The organism is Pseudomonas sp. PME37.24/006 (assembly GCF_055556635.1).
Genome location: NZ_JBVHNL010000006.1, coordinates 56092 through 77099 on the forward strand (window position 1 = coordinate 56092; position 21008 = coordinate 77099).

At 60.2% G+C, this 21008-nt stretch carries 23 protein-coding genes and 1 other RNA gene; 10 read left to right on the top strand and 14 right to left on the bottom strand.

Translation table 11 applies throughout. The annotated features are described in order from the left end of the window. Nucleotides 1-134: 134 nt before the first annotated feature. The 7 genes from pmcY (at nt 135) to ACZ3GY_RS22505 (ending at nt 5381) form a co-directional block, all read left to right on the top strand. Entirely contained in the window at nt 135-554 is a 420-nt protein-coding gene (gene pmcY / locus ACZ3GY_RS22475; RefSeq protein WP_463562272.1) for a periplasmic Zn2+ metallochaperone PmcY, read from the top strand. 59 nt (nt 555-613) lie between these two features. Then, nucleotides 614-1501: a cation diffusion facilitator family transporter gene (locus ACZ3GY_RS22480; protein ID WP_465912047.1), complete on the top strand. Its 888-nt coding sequence runs from the start codon at nt 614-616 to the stop codon at nt 1499-1501. A gap of 155 nt (nt 1502-1656) precedes the next feature. Next, the gene (locus ACZ3GY_RS22485) at nt 1657-1932 is read left to right on the top strand and encodes a PA2433 domain-containing protein (RefSeq protein WP_225838458.1); all 276 of its coding nucleotides are present in this window, start codon (nt 1657-1659) and stop codon (nt 1930-1932) included. A 104-nt stretch (nt 1933-2036) separates the two neighbouring features. Beyond that, nucleotides 2037-2428: a transfer-messenger RNA gene (gene ssrA / locus ACZ3GY_RS22490) on the top strand. Between the two features lie 513 nt (nt 2429-2941). After that, on the top strand, nt 2942-3208 hold the full coding sequence (locus ACZ3GY_RS22495) for a DUF4212 domain-containing protein (protein WP_463562274.1): 267 nt from the start codon (nt 2942-2944) through the stop codon (nt 3206-3208). 10 nt (nt 3209-3218) lie between these two features. Continuing rightward, on the top strand, nt 3219-4985 hold the full coding sequence (locus ACZ3GY_RS22500; RefSeq protein ID WP_463562275.1) for a sodium:solute symporter family protein: 1767 nt from the start codon (nt 3219-3221) through the stop codon (nt 4983-4985). A 171-nt stretch (nt 4986-5156) separates the two neighbouring features. After that, nucleotides 5157-5381: a hypothetical protein gene (locus ACZ3GY_RS22505; protein WP_465912048.1), complete on the top strand. Its 225-nt coding sequence runs from the start codon at nt 5157-5159 to the stop codon at nt 5379-5381. Nucleotides 5382-5423: 42 nt separating this feature from the next. Here ACZ3GY_RS22505 and amn read toward each other — a convergent pair whose 3' ends face one another. Together amn and ACZ3GY_RS22515 are read right to left on the bottom strand one after the other, a co-directional pair. Further along, nucleotides 5424-6932: an AMP nucleosidase gene (gene amn, locus ACZ3GY_RS22510; RefSeq protein ID WP_463562277.1), complete on the bottom strand. Its 1509-nt coding sequence runs from the start codon at nt 6930-6932 to the stop codon at nt 5424-5426. A gap of 44 nt (nt 6933-6976) precedes the next feature. Then, on the bottom strand, nt 6977-8317 hold the full coding sequence (locus ACZ3GY_RS22515; RefSeq protein WP_465912049.1) for an aminotransferase-like domain-containing protein: 1341 nt from the start codon (nt 8315-8317) through the stop codon (nt 6977-6979). Between the two features lie 80 nt (nt 8318-8397). On the opposite strand from ACZ3GY_RS22515, the gene ACZ3GY_RS22520 reads away from it, so the two are divergent. Continuing rightward, complete coding sequence (locus tag ACZ3GY_RS22520; protein WP_465912050.1) at nt 8398-9348, top strand: threonine dehydratase; 951 nt, start codon at nt 8398-8400, stop codon at nt 9346-9348. A 31-nt stretch (nt 9349-9379) separates the two neighbouring features. Here ACZ3GY_RS22520 and ACZ3GY_RS22525 read toward each other — a convergent pair whose 3' ends face one another. From ACZ3GY_RS22525 to rplM, 10 genes are all read right to left on the bottom strand, one after another. Continuing rightward, nucleotides 9380-10261 (bottom strand): hypothetical protein, encoded by an 882-nt coding sequence (locus ACZ3GY_RS22525; RefSeq protein WP_465912051.1) that lies wholly within the window; start codon nt 10259-10261, stop codon nt 9380-9382. Between the two features lie 170 nt (nt 10262-10431). Continuing rightward, on the bottom strand, nt 10432-10629 hold the full coding sequence (locus tag ACZ3GY_RS22530; RefSeq protein ID WP_042556357.1) for a CsbD family protein: 198 nt from the start codon (nt 10627-10629) through the stop codon (nt 10432-10434). 62 nt (nt 10630-10691) lie between these two features. Then, complete coding sequence (locus tag ACZ3GY_RS22535; protein WP_463562281.1) at nt 10692-11057, bottom strand: BON domain-containing protein; 366 nt, start codon at nt 11055-11057, stop codon at nt 10692-10694. Nucleotides 11058-11351: 294 nt separating this feature from the next. After that, complete coding sequence (locus ACZ3GY_RS22540) at nt 11352-11765, bottom strand: ClpXP protease specificity-enhancing factor (protein ID WP_465912052.1); 414 nt, start codon at nt 11763-11765, stop codon at nt 11352-11354. Nucleotides 11766-11815: 50 nt separating this feature from the next. Then, entirely contained in the window at nt 11816-12433 is a 618-nt protein-coding gene (locus ACZ3GY_RS22545; RefSeq protein WP_463562283.1) for a glutathione S-transferase N-terminal domain-containing protein, read from the bottom strand. Nucleotides 12434-12663: 230 nt separating this feature from the next. Further along, nucleotides 12664-13446 carry a cytochrome c1 gene (locus ACZ3GY_RS22550; protein ID WP_465912053.1) on the bottom strand — a complete coding sequence of 261 codons (783 nt, stop codon included), beginning with the start codon at nt 13444-13446 and terminating at the stop codon, nt 12664-12666. Then, a complete protein-coding gene (locus ACZ3GY_RS22555) occupies nt 13446-14672 on the bottom strand; it encodes a cytochrome b (protein ID WP_465912131.1) in 1227 nt (408 codons plus the stop codon). Before ACZ3GY_RS22555 ends, ACZ3GY_RS22550 begins: the two co-directional genes overlap by 1 nt. Further along, the gene (gene petA, locus ACZ3GY_RS22560; protein ID WP_465912054.1) at nt 14672-15265 is read right to left on the bottom strand and encodes a ubiquinol-cytochrome c reductase iron-sulfur subunit; all 594 of its coding nucleotides are present in this window, start codon (nt 15263-15265) and stop codon (nt 14672-14674) included. Before petA ends, ACZ3GY_RS22555 begins: the two co-directional genes overlap by 1 nt. 479 nt (nt 15266-15744) lie before the next feature. Further along, nucleotides 15745-16137, bottom strand: a complete 393-nt coding sequence (gene rpsI, locus ACZ3GY_RS22565; protein ID WP_225838388.1) for a 30S ribosomal protein S9 — start codon at nt 16135-16137, stop codon at nt 15745-15747. A 14-nt stretch (nt 16138-16151) separates the two neighbouring features. Next, nucleotides 16152-16580, bottom strand: coding sequence for a 50S ribosomal protein L13 (gene rplM, locus ACZ3GY_RS22570; RefSeq protein WP_225838386.1), 429 nt, complete (start codon nt 16578-16580; stop codon nt 16152-16154). A 246-nt stretch (nt 16581-16826) separates the two neighbouring features. Between rplM and ACZ3GY_RS22575 the strand changes: the two genes are divergently transcribed. Next, nucleotides 16827-17864 carry an NADP(H)-dependent aldo-keto reductase gene (locus ACZ3GY_RS22575; protein ID WP_465912055.1) on the top strand — a complete coding sequence of 346 codons (1038 nt, stop codon included), beginning with the start codon at nt 16827-16829 and terminating at the stop codon, nt 17862-17864. 78 nt (nt 17865-17942) lie between these two features. Here ACZ3GY_RS22575 and nfi read toward each other — a convergent pair whose 3' ends face one another. After that, on the bottom strand, nt 17943-18644 hold the full coding sequence (gene nfi / locus ACZ3GY_RS22580; RefSeq protein ID WP_465912056.1) for a deoxyribonuclease V: 702 nt from the start codon (nt 18642-18644) through the stop codon (nt 17943-17945). Nucleotides 18645-18868: 224 nt separating this feature from the next. Between nfi and ACZ3GY_RS22585 the strand changes: the two genes are divergently transcribed. Then, nucleotides 18869-19786, top strand: coding sequence for a GlxA family transcriptional regulator (locus ACZ3GY_RS22585; RefSeq protein WP_463565937.1), 918 nt, complete (start codon nt 18869-18871; stop codon nt 19784-19786). A 71-nt stretch (nt 19787-19857) separates the two neighbouring features. On the opposite strand, the gene zapE is transcribed toward ACZ3GY_RS22585, so the two are convergent. Next, complete coding sequence (zapE, locus tag ACZ3GY_RS22590) at nt 19858-20952, bottom strand: cell division protein ZapE (protein WP_463562288.1); 1095 nt, start codon at nt 20950-20952, stop codon at nt 19858-19860. Nucleotides 20953-21008 lie beyond the last annotated feature (56 nt).

Here is a 21008-nt window from a genome sequence, read left to right on the forward strand (position 1 = left end):
CCGGCGATTATACGGCGAACCGCCTCCTGGCTTCGCCGGTCAGATGGCATCGGAAGCTACGTGTTCGCAGCGCCACAGCAGCTTTGCAATCAGTGCCTTGCTATAGTGGCGTCCACTTTTTCTGGAGGTGCTCGATGCGCACGAAATCCCGTGTTATCGGCGGCGTTCTCGCCGTTACGTTGTTCACTCAACTTACCGCCTGCGGCACCCTCTTCTATCCGGATCGTCGCGGGCAGATCGAAGGCCGTGTCGACCCGCTCATCGTCGGCCTCAACGCCATCGGCATCCTGTTCTACGTGATCCCCGGCCTGATCGCCTTCGGTGTCGACTTCGCCACTGGCGCGATCTACCTGCCAGGTGGCCTCAGCGCCCAGGTCAGCCCAGACTCCCTAAAGGACGTGGTCGATGCCGATGGCAAGGTCGACACCGCCAAGCTCAAGGCCCTGATCGAAACCCAAACCGGCCACAGCCTGCCGCTCGACGATCCGCGCCTGATCCAGCACAGCGGCAGCAGCGAACAATTAGCCGCTTACGGCCTGCGCCCCGCTGCCTGACCTGCCTGCGGCCCGTTGCAGACGACGGGCTCGCCCTCCGCTTACAGCATGGATAACCCATGAGCGTCGACCGCCAGCACGCCCGCCTGATGCGTCAAGCTACTGCCGCCGCACTTTGCGTAGCGCTGACGCTGGTGCTGTGCAAGGCCGTCGCCTGGTGGGCCAGTGGCTCGGTCAGCTTGCTGGCCGGCCTCACCGACTCGCTGCTCGACAGCGCCGCCTCACTGCTCAATCTGATCGCTGTAAACATCGCCCTGCGTCCCGCCGATGACGATCACCGTTACGGCCATGGCAAGGCCGAAGCCCTCGCCGGATTGGGCCAGGCACTGTTCATCGGCGCCAGTGCGATACTCGTCGCGGTACAGGGCGTCGACCGCCTGCGCCACCCCGAGCCGCTCAATGCGCAGGCGCTGGGTATCGCGGTGATGCTGCTGTCCATGGCGCTCACCGTGGCCCTGCTGCTATTCCAACGCCATGTGGTACGGCACACTGGTTCGACGGCGATTCATGCCGATTCACTGCATTACCGCTCCGACCTGCTGCTCAACGGCGGCATCCTTCTCGCCCTGCTGCTCGCCTACCTCGGTTGGCAACAGGGCGACGCGCTGTTCGCCATCGGTATCGCCGCCTATATCCTGTGGAGCGCCTTCAGCATCGCCCGCCAGTCGGTCAGCGTGCTGATGGATCAGGAGCTCGACCCCGACGTCAGCACGCGCATGAGCGAACTGGCCTGCGCGGTGCCCGGCGTCATCGGCATCCACGACCTGCGCACGCGCCTGTCCGGCACCCGCTGGTTCGTGCAGTTGCACGTCGATCTGCCGGGCAGCCTGAGCCTCAATGAAGCCCATGCGCTGTGCGAACAGGTCGAGGATGCTATCCGCAGCGAATTCGCCCAGGCAGAGGTGCTGGTACACGCCGATCCACTGGATTTATCTGCACCAACTTGATGCAGGCCATGCGCCACCAGAAAAACACTGAACCCTCGTCACGAAAGGCCAGTCAGCTTCAGTAAGCCCAAATGATTTGGGTTGGTCGCTCCCGGCTCTCCTCACCCTCAAGCAGGGCGGCACCGGGAACCTATTCGTGATGAGAGGATTACCACATGAAGCGCGTATCCATGTTCGTCATTGCTGCCGTACTGGCCGCACCAGCCTTCGCAGCCGATGACCTGTGCACCGTCAACCTGCAGAAACTCGACAATGCCGTGGCCGCCAAAGCCACCATCGCCGACCCGCTGAAATCCCAGGTTGAAGAAGCCAAGAAGCAAGCCACCGATGCTCAGGCTGCTGGCGACCTGAAAGCCTGTGGCACTCACGCTGAGCGTGCTCTGCAACTGCTCGACGCCCCAGGCGACGACGGCAGCGGCGCAACCAGCTGATGAGAACCAGGCCAGCCGTAACGCTGGCCTGATTCAGCAGGGGCAGTGCATGCCGGTCGACTCCACCTGACCTTTGGCGTACACTGCACGCCTTGCACGCTTTTGGGGCCGATTAGGATTCGACGCCGGTAGCGAAGCTCGAGGTGCATGCCGACTTGGTAACAGAAGTCGTAAATCCACTGTTGCAACTTTCTATAGTTGCCAATGACGAAAACTACGAGGGCTACGCTCTCGCTGCGTAAGCGGCGCGACTAGTCCTTCTGGTAGCTTCGGCTCCAGCGATCACTAGGGGATGCCTGTAAACCTGAAGTGATTGTCATGCAGAACAGGATCGCCGCGTAGTACGTTGTGGACGAAGCGGCTAAAACTCACACAACTCGTCCAAAGCACCCTGCCCGTCGGGCGGCTGAGGATTAACTTAATAGACACGGCTAAGCATGTAGTACCGACAGTGGAGAACTGGCGGACGGGGGTTCAAATCCCCCCGGCTCCACCAAATAAACCCCTGATTTTCCTAGCGAAAGTCAGGGGTTTTTCTTTGGGTGTCGAAAAGTCGTCGTAACCTCACTACAGCCGTACCGGTATGCAAGTCATTGTCCAGCAGATCATTGACGCGGGGTTGCCCGCACAACCTCAGTAGACATTACTCGACAAGTACCTGACCTCCCTCTCAAACGTCAGCCCCACTGCGACCTTAATGCTGGCGTTCGCAAGACTGGCAGTGGTGCGAAGTCCCTCACACCATCGCCGTATAGGTTTACGCGGAAAGTCTCGCCATGTGTCGTAGGAAGACTTGGCAAGGGAAAACCCGGGCACTTATCCCTTGCCAGCATGCTGCGCCAAACCAGTCGCCCCCCGGCACGGAGAGATTGCGCAGAGCAACACGACTTACGCTGGAACGGTAACAGCGCTGGCGAAGCACCGTACGACCAAAGTCGTACCTGCATAAAACCGCATGCCTGCTAGTTTCATAGTGCCATAACAAAAATAACAACCTATGGAGGCTCACATGGCCCTGTCCAAGCAAGAGGCTGCCACAGCCTATTGGAAAGAGAACCTACGGCTGATGCTCTGGCTGCTGGTGATCTGGTTCGCCGTATCATTCGGCTGCGGAATACTCTTCGTCGATCAGTTGAACACCATCAATGCGTTCGGCTTCCCCCTGGGATTCTGGTTCGCTCAGCAAGGCTCCATCTACGTGTTTGTGCTCGAGATCTTCTTCTATGTCTGGAAGATGAATCGCCTCGACCGCAAGTACAACGTACACGAAGAGTGAGGCCGCCAATATGAGTACTCAGTTTCTAATCTATTTGTTCGTTGGCGGCACTTTCGCGCTCTATATCGGTATTGCTCTCTGGACCCGAGCAGGCTCCACCAGCGAGTATTACGTCGCCAGCAAAGGCGTGCATCCCGTACTCAACGGTATGGCCACCGGTGCGGACTGGATGTCCGCCGCCTCCTTCATTTCAATGGCGGGGATCATTGCCTTTGCCGGTTACGATGGCTCGGTCTACCTGATGGGCTGGACCGGCGGCTACGTGCTGTTGGCCATGTGCCTGGCGCCCTACCTGCGCAAGTTCGGCAAATTCACCGTTCCAGAGTTTATCGGTACACGCTACTACTCCCAGACGGCACGGATGGTGGCGGTGGTGTGCGTTATCTTCATTTCGTTCACCTATGTTGCCGGACAGATGCGCGGCGTTGGCATCGTGTTCTCGCGCTACCTGGAAGTGGACATCGAAACCGGCGTAATCATTGGCATGGCTATCGTGTTCTTCTACTCCGTGCTCGGCGGTATGAAGGGCATCACCTATACCCAGGTGGCGCAATACTGCGTGATGATCTTCGCCTACATGGTTCCAGCGATCTTCATTTCGATGATGATCACAGGCAATCCGATCCCACAACTGGGTTTCGGTAGCGAGGTTACCGGTACCGGCCAGAGCGTTGTCGAACGCCTCAATGGCCTGGGCGCCGAGCTGGGCTTCACGCCCTACACCGATGGCAGCAAGTCCACCACCGATGTGTTCTTCATCACCATGGCATTGATGGTCGGTACCGCTGGCCTGCCACACGTCATTGTGCGTTTCTTCACCACTCCGACGGTGAAGGATGCGCGCAAGTCAGCGGGCTACGCCCTGCTGTTCATCGCCATCCTCTACACCACGGCGCCAGCGGTTGCGGCATTCGCCCGTATCAACCTGCTGAACAGCGTGCCCAATACAAGCTACGAAGAAGTCCCTACCTGGTTCAAAACCTGGGAAAACGCCGGGCTTATTGGCTGGCTGGATAAAAACAACGATGGCGTCATCCAGTATGGCCCAGGTGCCGCCTTCGCAGGCAAGCCGACCTACACCGCCGAACGAGGCGACGTAGGTCAGCGGTTACTCACCAACGCACCAACTGCGGCTACCAATGAGGTGTATGTCGATAACGACATCATGGTACTGGCCAACCCGGAAATCGCCGGGCTGCCGGGCTGGGTGATCGCACTGATCGCCGCGGGCGGCTTGGCGGCGGCGTTGTCCACCGCTGCCGGTCTGTTACTGGTGATATCCACGTCAATCTCTCATGACTTGCTCAAGAGCAACCTGATGCCTGGCATCAGCGAGAAAAAGGAGCTACTCGCCGCACGTATCGCTGCGGGTGTCGCGGTGGTGATTGCCGGTCTGTTTGGCATCTATCCACCGGGCTTCGTGGCGCAGGTGGTGGCGTTCGCCTTCGGCCTGGCTGCGGCCTCGTTCTTCCCTGCCATCGTCATGGGGATATTCTACAAGCGCATGAACAAGGAGGGTGCAATCGCCGGGATGGTGGTCGGTCTGGCCTTCACCTTCGGCTACATCGTCTACTTCAAGTTCATCGACCCGACGGCAACCGCCGCCGACTGGTGGTTCGGTATTTCGCCAGAAGGGATCGGTACTCTGGGGATGATCTTCAACTTCGTCATCGCGTTCGTGGTTTCGCGCATGACAGCACCGCCGCCGGAGCACATCCAGCACCTGGTGGAAGACATCCGCGTACCACGTGGCGCTGGAGCTGCAGTGGATCACTGAGGTATCTCGAGAAATAAAAGACGCCGGAGAAATCCGGCGTTTTTTTTCGTACCAATTACGCAAAAACGCGTTACCGGACATCGACACGCACCGCACGTGTGGCGACAGCGACTGGCGAAGCCACCGATTCCGGGTTAGTTTGGCCGCCCGTTATCCATGACGATTTCTGCCATGTCTCTACGCAATCTTCATCGCCTGACCATTCTCGGCCTGGTGTTCTTCATCCTTGGCCTGATCGGCGTCGTGTATGCCCTGTACGCCATCTACAACGGGCCGAGCCCGACTGACCCGGATCTGACCCGTAGCCTGATGATAGCTGCGGGCATGCAACTGACCGGTTACGTGCTGCTCAACCGCAACCGCTGGCGGATGATGGTCGGCAAGTCGAAGAAGTAGCTCCAAGCCCACCTCGCTTGAGCCTGGAGCCTTCGGCAACCTTCAGCGGAACGGCGGCTCGTCGAAGCTGCGCAGCTTGCGCGAGTGCAGCGAGTTGAGTTGCCCGCGCAGCAGATCCAGGGCGGCGATACCGATATGCAGATGCTGAGTCACCGCCCGCTCGTAGAAAGCCCCCGCCGCGCCCGGCAGCTTGATCTCGCTGTGCAACGGCTTGTCCGACACGCACAGCAAGGTGCCGTAGGGCACGCGCAGGCGATAGCCTTGCGCTGCGATGGTGCCGCTTTCCATGTCCACCGCCACGGCCCGTGACAGGTTGATCAGCGGACGCTCCTGCGCCCAACGCAGCTCCCAGTTACGGTCGTCGTAGGTCAGTACGGTGCCGGTTCGCAGCCGACGTTTGAGATCATCACCACGCTCGCCGGTCACCTGCGCGGCGGCATCCTGCAGCGCCTGCTGCACCTCGGCCAGCGCCGGCAGCGGAATGTGCGGAGGCAGCACCCGGTCGAGAATGCCGTCGCGACGCATGTAGGCGTGAGCCAGCACGTAGTCCCCGATGGTCTGCGACTGACGCAGGCCACCGCAGTGGCCGATCATCAGCCAGCAATGCGGACGCAGCACGGCCAGGTGGTCGGTGATGTTCTTGGCGTTGGACGGGCCGACGCCAATATTGACCAGGGTGATGCCATCGCCATCGGCGGCCTGCAGGTGGTAGGCCGGCATCTGGTAGCGGTGCCAGACCACGGTCTCGATGATCGCCTGCATCTCGCCTTCGGGCATGCCCCGCTCGATCACCACGTTGCCCGGCAGCACCATGCGCTCGAAGCGCGACTCGCCATTGAGCATGTCCAGACCATTGCGAATGAACTGGTCGACGTAGCGGTGATAGTTGGTCAGCAGAATCCATGGCTGCACATGGCGCCAGTCGCTGCCGGTGTAATGCACCAGGCGACGCAGGGAGAAGTCCACCCGGGCGGCGTCGAACAGCGCCAGCGGCAGCGGGTCGGTATTTTCCCAGTCGTAGAGGCCGTCGGCAGTGCCATCGGTGGCGGCCGACAGGTCGGTGCTGGGGAATACCCGCGCCAGCTCTGCCGCGGTCACGCCGGAGCCGGCCAGCTCATCGCCCTGCTCCACCACGTACGGATAGGGAATGTACTGCTGGCTGACACCCACTTCGACGGTCAGGGTGAAATCCGCCATCAACGGCCGCAGCTGCTCCAGCAAGTATTTGCGGAAGGCAGCCGGATGGGTGATGGTGATGCTGTAGGTGCCAGGTACCTGCACCTTGGCGTAGGCGCGCACCGTGGTCGGCACCTCGCCTTGGCAATCGTAGGTCACACGCAGTTCGGGGTAGCGAAACAGCTCTTGCTGCTCAGCATCAGGACGGATGCGATCTTTCAGGTAGCGCTTGAGCGCCTGGCTCAGGCCTTCGGTGGCACGCTGGTGCAGCTCGGCCAGACGGTCGACGGCTTCTTCGGCAGAGTTGACGACGATAAAAGCACCGTCTGTAGAAAGGGACATGCATGGATCCTTATCGTGGAATTCACGCAGCATAGCTGACACGCATTACAGCCAGGGTGCAAGTGCGCTAGCGTCGCTCATTGCGGCCATGCGCCGACGATGCACTCCAGTGCCTGTTTGAGCTCCACGCGGCTGCGGGCAGCAGCCAGGCTGATGCGAATCGCGCTGGCCGCAGCCGGGCCAACGGCGAACACCTCGGCGGGCACCACGTCGACACCTGCGGCTCGGCAAGCGGTAGCCAGGTCAAGGCTATCGGGCCCCTCCAGCCACAGGTGCGGGGCGACCTCGCGCCCCTGAGGCATACGTGCACCGAGCACCCGCGCGGCGAGCCGCCAGCGCTGCTGCAACTCGTCACGTTGCCAGGCCAGTTTGCGCGCCGCAGTGCCGTCCTCTATCCACTCACAGGCCAGGGTCAAGCACAACGGCGAGACCGCCCAGCCGGTGGCGTGCCCTTGCGGATCGATGCGTTTGAGCAGCGCTTCCGGACCATGCACGAACCCCAATCGCAGCCCCGGCGCAACAGTTTTCGACAGGCTGGTAATCAACAGGCTGCGCGCCTCTATTGCTGCGGTCAGCGGCGCCTGATTGCCCAACGCGCCGTAGACGTCATCCTCGATCAGCCACAGGCCGTGGCGCTCCACCAGTTCGGCGATACGCTGGCGTCGTTCGGCGTCCATGCTGCTGCCCGTGGGGTTCTGCAGGCAAGGCGTGAGCACCAGCACCTTTGCGCCTGTGGCGCGGATCTGGCGATCAAACTCTTGGGGCACAATCCCGCGCTCATCCATTCCCACACCGTGCAGCGGCAGCCGTAGCTGACGCGCGGCGGCTTTGATGCCTGGCGCAGTGAAGGCTTCGACCAACACCGGATCGCCCGGCTCACACAACGCCAGTAGCGCCGCCGTGACACCTTGCTGAGCGCCGGCACAGAGCAGCACCTGCGACGGCGGATAGTGCAGACCGCGCTGCTGCAGCCACAGGCTGCCAGCCAGCCGCCCACGTAGTTCCAGTTCGGCCGGCGCGTAGGCCTGCAACGCATCAATGCGGCCCTCCACGATAAGGTGCTGCAAGGTGCGCGACAGGTCATCGCTGTCGCCGTCGTGCACAGGCACGTTGGTCGACAGGTCGATGCCCTGCGCCGGCTGGCCGGGCTGCTTGAGGTGGAACAGGCTGGCTTCGTGGCTTTCCGCCAATACGTAGGTGCCGCGCCCAACCTCGCCGGACACCAGGTGCCGCCGCGCAGCTTCGCGATAGGCCTGCATCACCGTGCTCGGGTTGATGCCCAACGTCCAGGCGAGCCGGCGCTGCGGTGGCAGACGCTCACCGGGTTTGAGTTCGCCCTTGCCGATGGCGCTGGAAATCGCCTCGACCAGTGCCAGATAAGTCGGCAGCGAGCTGCCTTGCAGATCAGGTAACCACATTGCTTGCCATGCAATATAAACATTTACCCATACAATGACAGGGCCGTAGCATCGGGTCAAAGCCACCCCGGAGCTCCCAGATGTTCGACCTTGCAGCGCTACGCCAAGCCGCCACCCTGATTCGCCCGAACGTCCCGGCGACGCCGCAGTTCGCCTGGCCGCTGCTGGCCGAACGACTGGGCTGCGAAGTGTGGGTCAAGCACGAGAACCACACGCCGACGGGCGCCTTCAAGGTACGCGGCGGGCTGGTCTATGTGGATGCGCTGCTGCGCCGCGAACCGGCAATCGTAGGGCTGGTATCGGCCACCCGGGGCAACCACGGGCAAAGCATGGCCCTGGCCGCCCGCAAGGCCGGGCTGTCAATTAGCATCGTGGTACCGCAAGGCAACGCCCGCGAGAAGAATGCAGCCATGGCCGCCTTGGGCGCCGAGGTGATCGAATACGGTCGCGACTTCGACGAGGCCCGTGCCAAAGCCGCTGAACTGGCAGAGCAGCGCGGCCTACACTTTGTACCCTCGCTGCACCCGGATCTGATCCGCGGTGTGGCCACCTACGCCCTGGAATTGTTCGAGGCCGCACCGCCACTCAAGCGCATCTATGTGCCAATTGGCCTGGGCTCAGGCATCTGCGGGGTAATCCGCACCCGTGACCTGCTCGGCCTGGATACCGAAGTGATCGGGGTGGTGAGCAGTGCCGCCGATGCCTACGCGCAGAGTTTCGCCGCCGGGCGGGTCATCTGTACCGACAGCGCCGACACTATCGCTGATGGCATGGCCTGCCGCATGCCACAGCCAGAAGCGCTGGAGATCATCCGGGCCGGTGCCGCACGCATCGTGCAGGTCAATGACGACGAGATCCGCCAGGCAATTCGCATTCTCCACGAAGACACCCACAACCTCGCCGAAGGCGCTGGAGCGGCCGCCCTGGCGGCACTGATCCAGGAGCGTGAAATAAACCAGGACGCGCGCGCGGCGGTGGTGCTCAGCGGTGCCAATATCGACCGCGCAGCCCTGGCCTCGATTCTCGCGTAACCCGCAGCGGAGCCAGAACTACCGCTGCGACTCAAACGCTGATCGACACCGTCGAACCGACAGAAACCGAAATGGAAACGCCGCCACCACCCATGTCGCTGGCGGCCTTTTCGACGTCGGCTAGCTGCTTGTCGATATCGCCGAGCAGCTTCTTGCTCTCCTCGTCCGGCGCGGCGCTGAGCTGCGCCTTGACCATGGCCAGCAGTTGCTTGAGCTGGCGGGCGACCTTTTTCAGTTCTTCGGCATCTGCGCGGCGTTGCTGATCGTCGCGGTCATTGCGGGTTCGCTCCATGGGGGTTTGCGCCTGCTCATCGCCGTCGGCTTCACCCTCGGCATCGCCATCCTCGGTAGACGGCTCTTCGGTTGCAGCAACAGTAGCCGTAGCGGTTTCGGGGTTGGCGTCGACGTCTGGCTGCACCTCGCTAACCGCCTCTACAGGCGTGGCCGTTTCGGTTGCCTGAGCACCTTCGGCAGCGCTGCTCGACGCCTGAGCGGCGCCAGCATTCAGAGTGCCAGTGCTTCCGCCGGAAGGCTCTTTGAGCACCGAAGCGGCCTGGCCGAGTTCCTGAGCCAGTTGCTTGATCTGCCGCAATGCGCCCTTCGCTGCGGCCGGGCCAAGGGCCATTACCAGTTGCTTGAGCATTTCGATGCGTCTCTTGATGTCTTCGAGGCGCTGCCGGGCGGCTTCCTTGCGAGACTCCTGCTGATTAGCCTGCATGTCGCGCAACTTGGCTGACGCTTCGCGCATGGTTTTCATGCGCTTTTTTGCGTAGTCGCTCAAAGTAACGGTTACTGAGGGCTGCTGCTTTTCGGGCTCGCTGGCAGCGGTCGGCGTTGCCGCGGAAGTGTCACCACTGGCACGAGTTGCCGACGTCTTGACGGGCGTTGTGGTGGTGGGCGTGATAGTCGACATGCGACGTCCTGTGCCTGGCGAATGTGCCAATGTTATCGGCTCATTGCAGGCAAACTTGAACCTGGGGCTCAATCAGGCGACGGCAGTCATCACGCCTGAAAACAAAAAGCCCCGGCATCGCGGCCGGGGCTTTTTGTGAAAACGGTGGCGTATCGAGCGCCAGCGGCAAGTCAGTACTTGCTGCGGAAATCGCGCAACTCGTCTTCTGCCTTTTCCTTGGTCCAGCCGTAGCGTTCCTGCAGCTTGCCAGCCAGGTATTCGCTATGGCCTTCGGCGACATCCACGTCGTCGTTGGTCAGCTTGCCCCAGCGGGTTTTGATATCGCCGCTGAGCTGCTTCCACTTACCTTTGATAATGTCGGAATTCATGATTCAGCTCTCCTGTATCCAGGGAAGAAAGCAGACTCATACGAGCCTGCTCGAAAACATGATCAATCGGCAGATTTCAGGCCATCAGCGGAAACCGCTTGTACGCCTTTGATTTCTTTAGCCTTGGCTACAGCCAGGTCACGCTCAGCATCGGTCTTGACTACACCAGACAGGGAAACCACACCTTTGTTGGTTTCAACCTTGATGTCCAGAGCGCTAAGGCCGTCATCTGCCAGGAATGTGGACTTCACTTTGCTGGTGATCCAGGTATCGGACACAGCTTCTTCAGCTTTGTCCATGGTATTGGCGGCCAGCATGGTTGGCTGGGTGCTGCTGTAGGTATCGGCGAAAGCGGTACCCGCCACGGACAAGCTCAGGGCGGTCGCAGTGATAGCGGCAAAAGCGAACTTATTGATTGGCTGTTTCATGGGTAACACTCCTGATTATTCGAGTTGGCCACATCCAACTACCGGCTGTGGCTTCCCCTTAGTTATCGCAAGTGCTGTGCCACTTTCTATAAACAAAAATAAACCTTAAAAAACAAATACTTATAAAATAATCACAGACTCATTTCCCGTGCAAACTGCATGTTCGAACCAAACAGCTCAGGCAGATTGCACGAAATTTCAAAGCACGCTTACTGCGCTTGATACAGCATGGATAGCAGCCATAAAAAAGCCGATCAATTGACCGGCTTTTCGACTCAAGCACGAGCGCTTCTCTTACTTGACGACCTTGAGGCTCGGTCGTCCGCTGGGCCGTGGCGGCTCATCGTCAGGTGGCCCCTGCTCGTCCTCCACATCTTCGACCTCGGGTTGCGTAACCGGCGGCTCCAGGTCAAATACCATGCCTTGGCCATTCTCCCGCGCATAAATGGCCAGCACCGCAGACGATGGCACGAACAGGCTATGCGCAACGCCACCAAAGCGGCCCTCGAAACTCACTGCTTCGTTTTTGATGGCCAATTCGCGTATAGCGCTAGGCGATACGTTGAGCACGATCTGCCCGTCGCTGACGAAACCCGTAGGTACCTTGACGCCCGGATACTCGGCGTTAACCAGCAGATGAGGCGTGCAATCGTTGTCGACGATCCACTCGTAGAGTGCACGAATCAGATAGGGACGACTGGAGTTCATCAAACCTCCTGGGCTTGGACACGCCGCCTGCGGCGCGCACAGAAAATGGGTTAACGCATGTCACGTTCGACGTCGGACAGGCTCTGGCGAAAACTCTCGCGGGCAAACTGCCGATCCATGTAGTCGAGCAGCGGCTTGGCCGGCTTTGGCAATTCGATCCCCAACACCGGCAGGCGCCAGAGAATCGGTAGCAAGCAGCAGTCTACCAAGCTCAACTCATCACTGAGAAAAAATGACTTCTCGGCAAACAGCGGTGAGACGCCAGTCAGGCTCTCGCGCAACTCCTTGCGCGCCTGCACGCGGGCGGCTTCCTTGCTGCGTGGGTCGAGGATAAGGTCGACCAGCGAGCACCAGTCACGCTGAATGCGGTGCATCAACAGTCGCGTGTTGCCGCGGGCCACCGGATATACCGGCATCAATGGAGGATGAGGGTAACGCTCATCCAGGTACTCCATGATCACCGTCGGCTCGTACAGCGCCAGGTCACGGTCGACCAGAGTCGGCAGGCTCGCGTAGGGATTGGCCTCCAGCAACTTGGTCGGGGAACGCCCCCGCTCGACACTGATGATCTCCGCGGCGACGCTCTTTTCGGCGAGCACGATACGTACGCGGTGGGAATAGTGGTCGGCAGAGTCGGAATAACAAGCCAACCTATTGGTCGCAGCCAAGGCGATCCTCCAGTTTTTAGAGCACAAAAAATCGCCGGGAGAGACGTTCGAAGTCACTCGCGACGGCCCGTAAGGGCGACCGCCAGGGATGGTAGGTCATAACAAATCGCCAGGAGCGTTTTTGACGTTACTCGCGACGGCCTCAAAAGTGGCCAGCGTAAATGGCAGGCCACAAAAAACCTGCGCAACCCCAGAGGAATCGCGCAGGTCGGCCATGATACCGGATGCGGTCAGTGCACGTCTTTCCAGTACTCGCGCTTGAGCAGATAGGCAAAGACGAAGAAGAAGGCCAGGTACAACAACACATAGGTGCCGATGCGCTGCATGTGCAGTTTGTTGGGGTCTGCCGAGTAGGCGAGAAAGGTCACCAGGTTGCGTACTTTGTCATCGAACGCCTGCGGGCTGAGCTTGCCGCTGTTCGGCTCGAGCACCAGTTGATCGCAGGCCTCAATGGTGAGCGGCGTACCGGTCAACGGGTCGTACTGCTTCTTGCCGTTGTCCACCATCTGCACCTGCTTGCAGCCCATGTGCTGACGCCCTTGCAGGCGGCCCAGCACGTTAGGCATGCCAACGTTGGGAAATACCAGGTTGTTGGCACCCAGCGGCCGCTCCGGGTCGTCATAAAAGGTACGCAGGTAGGTGTACAACCAGTCGTTACCGCGCACCCGAGCGACCAGCGTCAGGTCGGGCGGTGCGGCACCGAACCAGCGCTTGGCGTCTTCGGTTTTCATGCCGATGTTCATGTGATCGCCAATCTTGGCATCGGTGAACACCAGGCTTTCCATCATCTGTTCTGCGGAAACGCCAATGTCCGCAGCGACGCGCTCGTAGCGCTGGAACTTGGCACTGTGGCAACCCATGCAATAGTTGGCGAACGTACGCGCGCCATCCTGCAGCGCCGCCTTGTCGGTCAGGTCGATATCAGCCTTGTCCAGCGTCACGCCATGACCACCGGCCGCCAGAGACAGAGCCGGCAGCAATGCGACCACACATGCAGCAAATAGCTTTCTCATCAGCCTGTCACCCTTTCAGGAACCGGTTTGGTCTTTTCCATCCTGGTGTAGAACGGCATCAGGATGAAGTACGCGAAGTACAGGAAGGTGCACACCCGCGACAGCAACGTACCGCCCGGGCTCGGCGGCAAAACGCCCAGCACGCCGAGGATGACGAAGGACACGCAGAACACCAGCAACCAGACCTTGCTGAGCCAGCCCTTGTAACGCATCGAACGAACCGGGCTGCGATCCAGCCAGGGCAGCACGAACAGCACGGCGATGGCGGCGCCCATGGCGATCACGCCCATGAGCTTGTCGGGGATCGCCCGCAAGATTGCGTAGAAGGGTGTGAAGTACCAGACCGGGGCGATGTGCTCGGGCGTCTTGAACGGGTTGGCCTGTTCGAAGTTAGGCTTCTCGAGGAAGTAGCCGCCCATTTCCGGGAAGAAGAACACCACGAAGCAGAACACGAAGAGGAACACCACCACGCCGACGATATCCTTCACCGTGTAGTACGGGTGGAAGGGGATGCCGTCGAGTGGAATGCCGTTCTCGTCCGTGTACTTCTTGATGTCGATGCCATCCGGATTGTTCGAGCCGACTTCGTGCAGCGCCAGAATGTGCAGCACTACCAGCCCGAGAATGACGATCGGCAGGGCCACCACATGCAGGGCGAAGAAACGGTTCAGGGTGATACCGGAGATCAGATAGTCGCCACGAATCCACTCGGTCAGCGCATCGCCGATGAACGGAATGGCGCCGAACAGCGAGATGATCACCTGGGCGCCCCAGTAGGACATCTGCCCCCATGGCAGCAGGTAGCCCATGAAGGCTTCGGCCATCAGCATCAGGTAGATCAGCATGCCGAAGATCCACACCAGCTCGCGGGGTTTCTGGTAAGAGCCGTAGAGCAGACCGCGGAACATGTGCAGATAAACGACGATAAAGAACGCCGACGCGCCGGTCGAGTGCATGTAGCGCAGGATCGCGCCGTGCGGCGTATCACCGGTGCGCACATCACGCATCAAGCCTTCAACCGAGGCGAAGGCACCTTCGGCGGTGGGCGTGTAGCTCATGGTCAGCCACACACCGGTGAGCAGCTGGTTGACCAGCACCAGTAGGGCCAGGGAGCCGAAGAAGTACAGGAAATTGAAGTTTTTCGGTGCGTAGTACTTGGCGAGGTGGTCGTTCCACATCTTGGTGGCGGGAAAGCGTGCGTCCACCCACTCCATGAATTTGCTCATCATGCTTGCTCCTGATCCACGCCGATGATGATCACGTCAGCCGACTCGTAGGTATGCGGCGGCACCGGCAGGTTCAGCGGCGCCGGCTGCGACTTGTAGACACGCCCGGCGAGGTCGTAACGGGAACCGTGGCACGGACAGAAATAGCCACCGACCCAATTTTCGCCGAGCTCGGCAGGCGCTACCTCAGGGCGGAATGACGGTGCGCAGCCCAGGTGCGTGCACAGCCCGACCAGCAGGAGGATTTCCGGTTTTATCGAGCGGGTCTTCGGATCGACGTAGGTGGGCTGCACCGAGCTTTTCGAGTCCGCGTCAGCCAGTTGCCCCTCGATCTTGCCGAGGTTGCTCAATATCTCCTCGGTGCGCCGCATGATGAATACCGGCTGCCCGCGCCACTCGGCGACCATCTGCTGGCCAGGTTCGATCTTGCCAACATTCACCTTGACCGGAGCACCTGCGGCTTTGGCCTTGGCGCTCGGATACCACGACCCCACAAACGGAACTGCAGCCCCCACCGCTCCAGCAGCCCCAACCACTGAAGTGGCTGCCACCAGAAAGCGACGCCGGCCCGCATTCACGCCGTCATTGCTCATTCAGTCGTCTCCCATCGGCTTTCCAGCCTGTTTTTCAGGCCTTTAATAAGTAAGTGTTGGGTGCGCAGAAAAGCGGCCAGACGGTAATGAAGAAGCCATCCAGAAAATGCTTATGCCCGCTTTCAAGAAGCTGAAAACAGTGCAGAACAGAGCGTCACGCGGCCGTATCCATTCAGGGGTCATCGCAGACTTTAATCCATTCCCAGGTCTCAGCCGCTGAAGCAGGTTATTACCTGCTACGTCACTCAAGGGAATTGATGTAAAAGTCCAGATGGTCGCGTACATCGATAAGCCTGACTGCAACCCGGCGCGAGATTCGCACAGGCAGGCACGCTGACTCATGACGCGCATCAACGAAGCGATAGGTAGGCCGAAAACGCAGCGCTCGAGCGGAGCAGGCAAGAAAGCCTGGCCGAAAGTAGAAATGAAAAACGCCCAGCTCCGTGAGGAGACTGGGCGTTTTCGAGTACCGAAGCGAATTAACGCTTGGAGTACTGAGGACGCTTACGTGCTTTACGCAGACCAACTTTCTTACGTTCTACTTCACGAGCATCGCGAGTCACGAAGCCTGCTTTACGCAGAGCTGGACGCAGAGACTCGTCGTAGTCCATCAGAGCGCGGGTGATACCGTGACGGATCGCACCAGCTTGACCGCTCACACCACCACCGACAACGGTGACGTAGATGTCGAATTTCTCGACCATCTCGGTCAGCTCCAGCGGCTGGCGAACTACCATGCGGGCAGTTTCACGACCGAAGAAGGTGTCCAGGGTGCGGTTGTTGATGGAGATCTTGCCAGTGCCCGGACGCAGGAAAACGCGTGCGGTTGCAGTTTTGCGACGGCCAGTGCCGTAATTTTGAGTCGCCGACATAATGAACTATTCCGTTAAAACTTCAGTTCTTGGGGCTGCTGAGCAGTATGAGGGTGAGCAGCGCCCGCATAGACTTTCAGCTTACGGTACATGTCGCGACCCAGCGGGTTTTTCGGCAGCATGCCTTTAACCGCGGTCTCGATCACGCGCTCAGGCGCCTTGGCGATCAGCTTGTCGAAGCTGATCGACTTGATGCCACCCGGGAAACCGGAGTGAGAGTAGTACATTTTGTCGGTGGTTTTAGCACCGGTCACACGAACCTGCTCGGCATTGATAACGACGATGTAGTCGCCGGTGTCAACGTGAGGGGTGTACTCAGGCTTGTGCTTGCCACGCAGGCGGCTAGCGATTTCAGTAGCCAGACGACCCAGGGTCTGGCCAGCAGCGTCGATCACAAACCAGTCGCGCTTTACTGTTTCTGGTTTAGCGGTAAAAGTTTTCATTCTTTATAGCCTCAGGGGCCGCCCTGCAAAATTAGACGGCGGATCTTACTGAATAGTGCTTACTTTGACAAGTCAAAGGCAGCCGAATTCGGGCGCTATCGGGGGCTCGGGTCAGCGCGACCGCGTACGGCAAGATTCTTCGGCAGGCGGCGCATCACTTCCACCGCAGAAAGAGGTGCGGAATTATGACGATTGCGAAAAAAATTTCAACCTGCTTGTATGCGCTTTTTATCAGAGGGCTCTCCAATGGAATACCGCCAGCTCGGCCGAACCGATCTCAATGTCAGCGCCCTTTGCCTGGGCACCATGACCTGGGGCGAACAGAACGACGCCCCTGAGGCGTTTGCGCAGATTGATCGCGCCAAGGCCTACGGCATCAATTTCATCGACACTGCGGAGATGTACCCGGTCCCGCCGCGTGCCGAAACCTACAGCAAGACCGAACAGATCATCGGCGAATATTTCAAGCAGCGTGGCGACCGCGCCGACTGGATCCTGGCCAGCAAGATCGCCGGCCCCGGCAACGGCATCACCCATATCCGCGACGGCCAGCTCAAACACAACCGCCAGCACATCGTTGCTGCCTTGGACGCCAGCCTCAAGCGCCTGCAGACCGACTGGATCGACCTTTATCAGTTGCACTGGCCAGAGCGTCCGACCAATTTCTTCGGTCAGCTCGGCTACAACCATCAGGACAGCGACTTCACGCCCATCGAGGAAATTCTCGATGCCCTGGATGAGCAGGTCAAAGCCGGCAAGATCCGCCACATCGGCCTGTCCAACGAAACGCCATGGGGCACCATGAAATTCCTGCAAGCCGCAGAACGCCGCGGCATGTCCCGCGTGGTCTCCATCCAGAACCCCTACAACCTGCTCAACCGCAGCTTCGAAGTGGGCCTGGCGGAAGTGGCGATTCGTGAACAGTGCGGCCTGCTGGCCTACTCGCCCCTGGCGTTCGGCATGCTGTCCGGCAAATACGAAAACGGCGCTCGTCCGGAAAACGCCCGCCTGACCCTGTTCAGCCGCTTCGCCCGCTACAACAGCCCAGAAACCGTAGCAGCCTGCTCGCGCTATGTGGCCCTGGCCCGCGAACATGGCCTGGATCCAGCACAGATGGCCCTTGCGTTCGTCACCAGCCGCCCGTTCGTGACCAGCAACATCATCGGTGCCACCTCGTTGCAGCAACTGGAGTCAAACCTGGCGAGCAGCGAGCTGACACTTAGCGATGCCGTTCTGGAGGGTATCGAGGCGATCCACAAGACCCAGCCAAACCCGGCGCCATAAAAACTGCGGGCGATGTACCTTCGGGCACATCGCCCCGCCTTCGTAGCCTGCGGTCAACGCCGGGCTACTTGCGCGTATTCAGCTCCTGCGGCTGACATCGCGGCGCGATGCCAAGCGGTCGGCTAGGCGGGTTGGTTCAGGCAGCCGATAACCTTTATCCCAGCTCATCACCAGCTCCACGGCTCGATCCATGCTGACCCGGTGACCCGGCGAGACGATAAGTGGCCGCACCTTGCGCTTGCTGCGCAGCATCCAGGCGATCTGCCGCCCCTGACGGTCGAGCAATTCGACCTTGTCGCCCCGCTCTTCCCCCAACTCTGCGTGATGGCCGGTAAGAATCTTCTTCGCCACGCCGATGGTCGGCCGGCCGCTGACCACCCCTAGATGCGCTGCGATACCCAGCCCCCGAGGATGGGCGATGCCATGACCGTCGACTACGATCAGATCCGGCTCCTGCGGCAAGCCCGCCAGCGCCGTGATCAACGCCGGCAGTTCGCGAAAGGACAGCAGGCCCGGCACGTAAGGCATGCTGGTGGGAATGCGCGCCACGCACTCGGCAAGCGGCTGCAAGGTGTCGGCATCCAGCAATATCGCCGCAGCGCGAGTGATCTCACCGCCGTCCTCGAAGCCGACATCGACACCCGCCAGCAGCCGCAGCGGCGGGTAGTCATCCTCCAGACGAACCTGCTCGGCCAGTTGTTTCTGCAGGGTTCTCGCAGCAGCCGGCGTGCCATCCCAGTCGGCGAATGGCGAAGCGGCAAGTTCGGAAAAGGCAATCATGTCGACGGCTCCCTGGACGAAGATTACAAAACCAGACTGGACGCAGCCGGAATAAAAGAAGACGATTCAGCCACAGCCTGACGGCTTTACCATCAGCTGACCCAATCACTAGAACAAGAAAAACAGCCATGCCCAGCCTGCCCTCCACGCTCACTCGCGTGAGCATTCTCGCCACGCCCGGCGTATTTGCTTCGACCCTCATGCAAGCCAGAGATTTCTTTCATATGGCCGGCCTGCGCCACGGCAAACAGCAGGGACTGGGGTTGGTACCGACCTTCGAGGTTCGCCTGGTCAGTCCGGACGGCTTGCCAGTGCGCAGCTTCAGCGATGTGCAGCTACCCGTCGATGGCCCACTGGACGACAAGGCAGAGCTGATTATTCTGCCGGCATTCTGGGACGATTACGACGCGCTGTGCGAGCGTTACCCGCAGGTGTTCGACTGGCTGCGCGAACGTCATGCCGCGGGCGCCAGCCTGTGCGGGGAAGCTAACGGGGTATTCTGGATGGCGGCCAGCGGCCTGCTCGACGGCAAGGAAGCGACCACCTGCTGGCGCTTCTTCAGTGAGTTCACCACGCGTTTTCCGGCCGTGGTACTTAACCAGGACAAACACCTGACCGACGCCGACAATCTCTATTGCGTGGCTGGCCCGACCTCGGCCTGCGACCTGTATATCTACCTGATCGAACGCTTCTGCGGCACCAGCGTGGCACAGAGCGTAGCCCGCGACATCCTTTACGAGGTGCGCCGCAACTACACGCCAGGGCGCATCGGCTTCGGCGGCCAGAAGCAGCATCAGGATCCAAAGATCCTGCAGATCCAGCAATGGCTCGAAGATCACTTCGCCGAGCGCTTTCGTTTCGAAGACATGGCCCGCGATCACGGCATGAGCATCCGCAATTTCATGCGCCGCTTCCACGCCGCCACGGGTGACAAACCGCTGTATTACCTACAACGGCTGCGCATCGAAACGGCCAAGGGGCTGTTGTCCTCGTCACCGAAAAGCATCAAGACCATCAGCTACGAAATCGGTTACGACGACGCCAGCTTCTTCGCCCGACTGTTCCGACAGCACACGGGCCTGTCGCCGAACCATTATCGCCAGCAGTTCCAGCAACAGGCACAGCAGGCCAGCAGCACCTGAAACGAAAAGGCCGCGAGCCGTGCTTCTAGTCCAGAAGCGGGCTTGCGGCCTTTGGCATTGCAGTCAGCCGATCAGGGCTTGTGCGGGCGTGACAGGAACTCGTGGGACTGCATTTCCAGCAGACGGCTGAGGGTACGCTGGAACTCGAAGCTCAGCCGACCACCGGTGTAAAGATCCTTGAGCTCCACTTCGGCGGAGATGATCAGTTTGACGTTGCGGTCGTAGAACTCGTCCACCAGGTTGATGAAGCGGCGCGCCATGTCTTCCTTGGCTACGCTCATCTGCTCGACGTTGGAAAGGATCACCGAATGGAAGATCTTGCCCAGCTCGATGTAATCGTTCTGGCTACGCGGGCCGTCGCACAGCTCGCGGAAGTCGAACCAGCCCACGTCGCCACCCACACGCCGAGCGGTAATGGCGCGATTCTCGATCATCAGCGCTTCATTTTCCTGCACGCTGGCGTTTTCGTGCAGCAGGCTCTTGAAGCTTTTTTCCAGCCCTTGCTCAGCCGCCTCGTTCAACGGGAAGTGGAACAACTCGGCCTGCTCCAGCGCGCGCAGACGGTAGTCGATACCGCTGTCGACGTTGACGATCTCGGTGTGCACCTTGAGCAGCTCGATGGCCGGCAGGAAGCGAGCACGCTGCAGGCCGTCCTTGTAGAGACCGTCCGGAACGATGTTGGAGGTCGATACCAGGGTCACGCCGTTCTTGAACATTTCCTCAAGAAGGGTCGCCAGGATCATCGCGTCGGTGATGTCGGAAACGAAGAACTCGTCGAAGCAGATCACCCGGAACTGCTCGGAGAAGCGCTTGCCGATCACGGTCAGCGGGTTCTTGACGTCCTTGAGAGTGCGCATCTCTTCGTGCACGCGCTTCATGAAGCGGTGGAAGTGAGTACGTTCCTTTTCCTTGAACGGCAGTGCGTCGAAGAAGGTGTCGACCAGATAGGTCTTGCCGCGGCCGACGCCGCCCCAGAAGTACAGGCCCTTGACCGGGGTGACGGTCTTCTTGCCGAACAACTTGCCGAGCACGCCGGGCTTGCTGCGATCATCAGCGATCAGCTCGTCGTACAGACGCTGCAGGTGGCGCACGGCCTTTTCCTGAGCGGCATCGTGAAAGAAGTCCGGACGTTTGAGGTCGGCCTGGTAGCGTTCGAGCGGAGTCATAGTGCGTAAACCGGGCAAATGAAGCGGGGGCGACACTTTAACGACGCCCCCGAGGA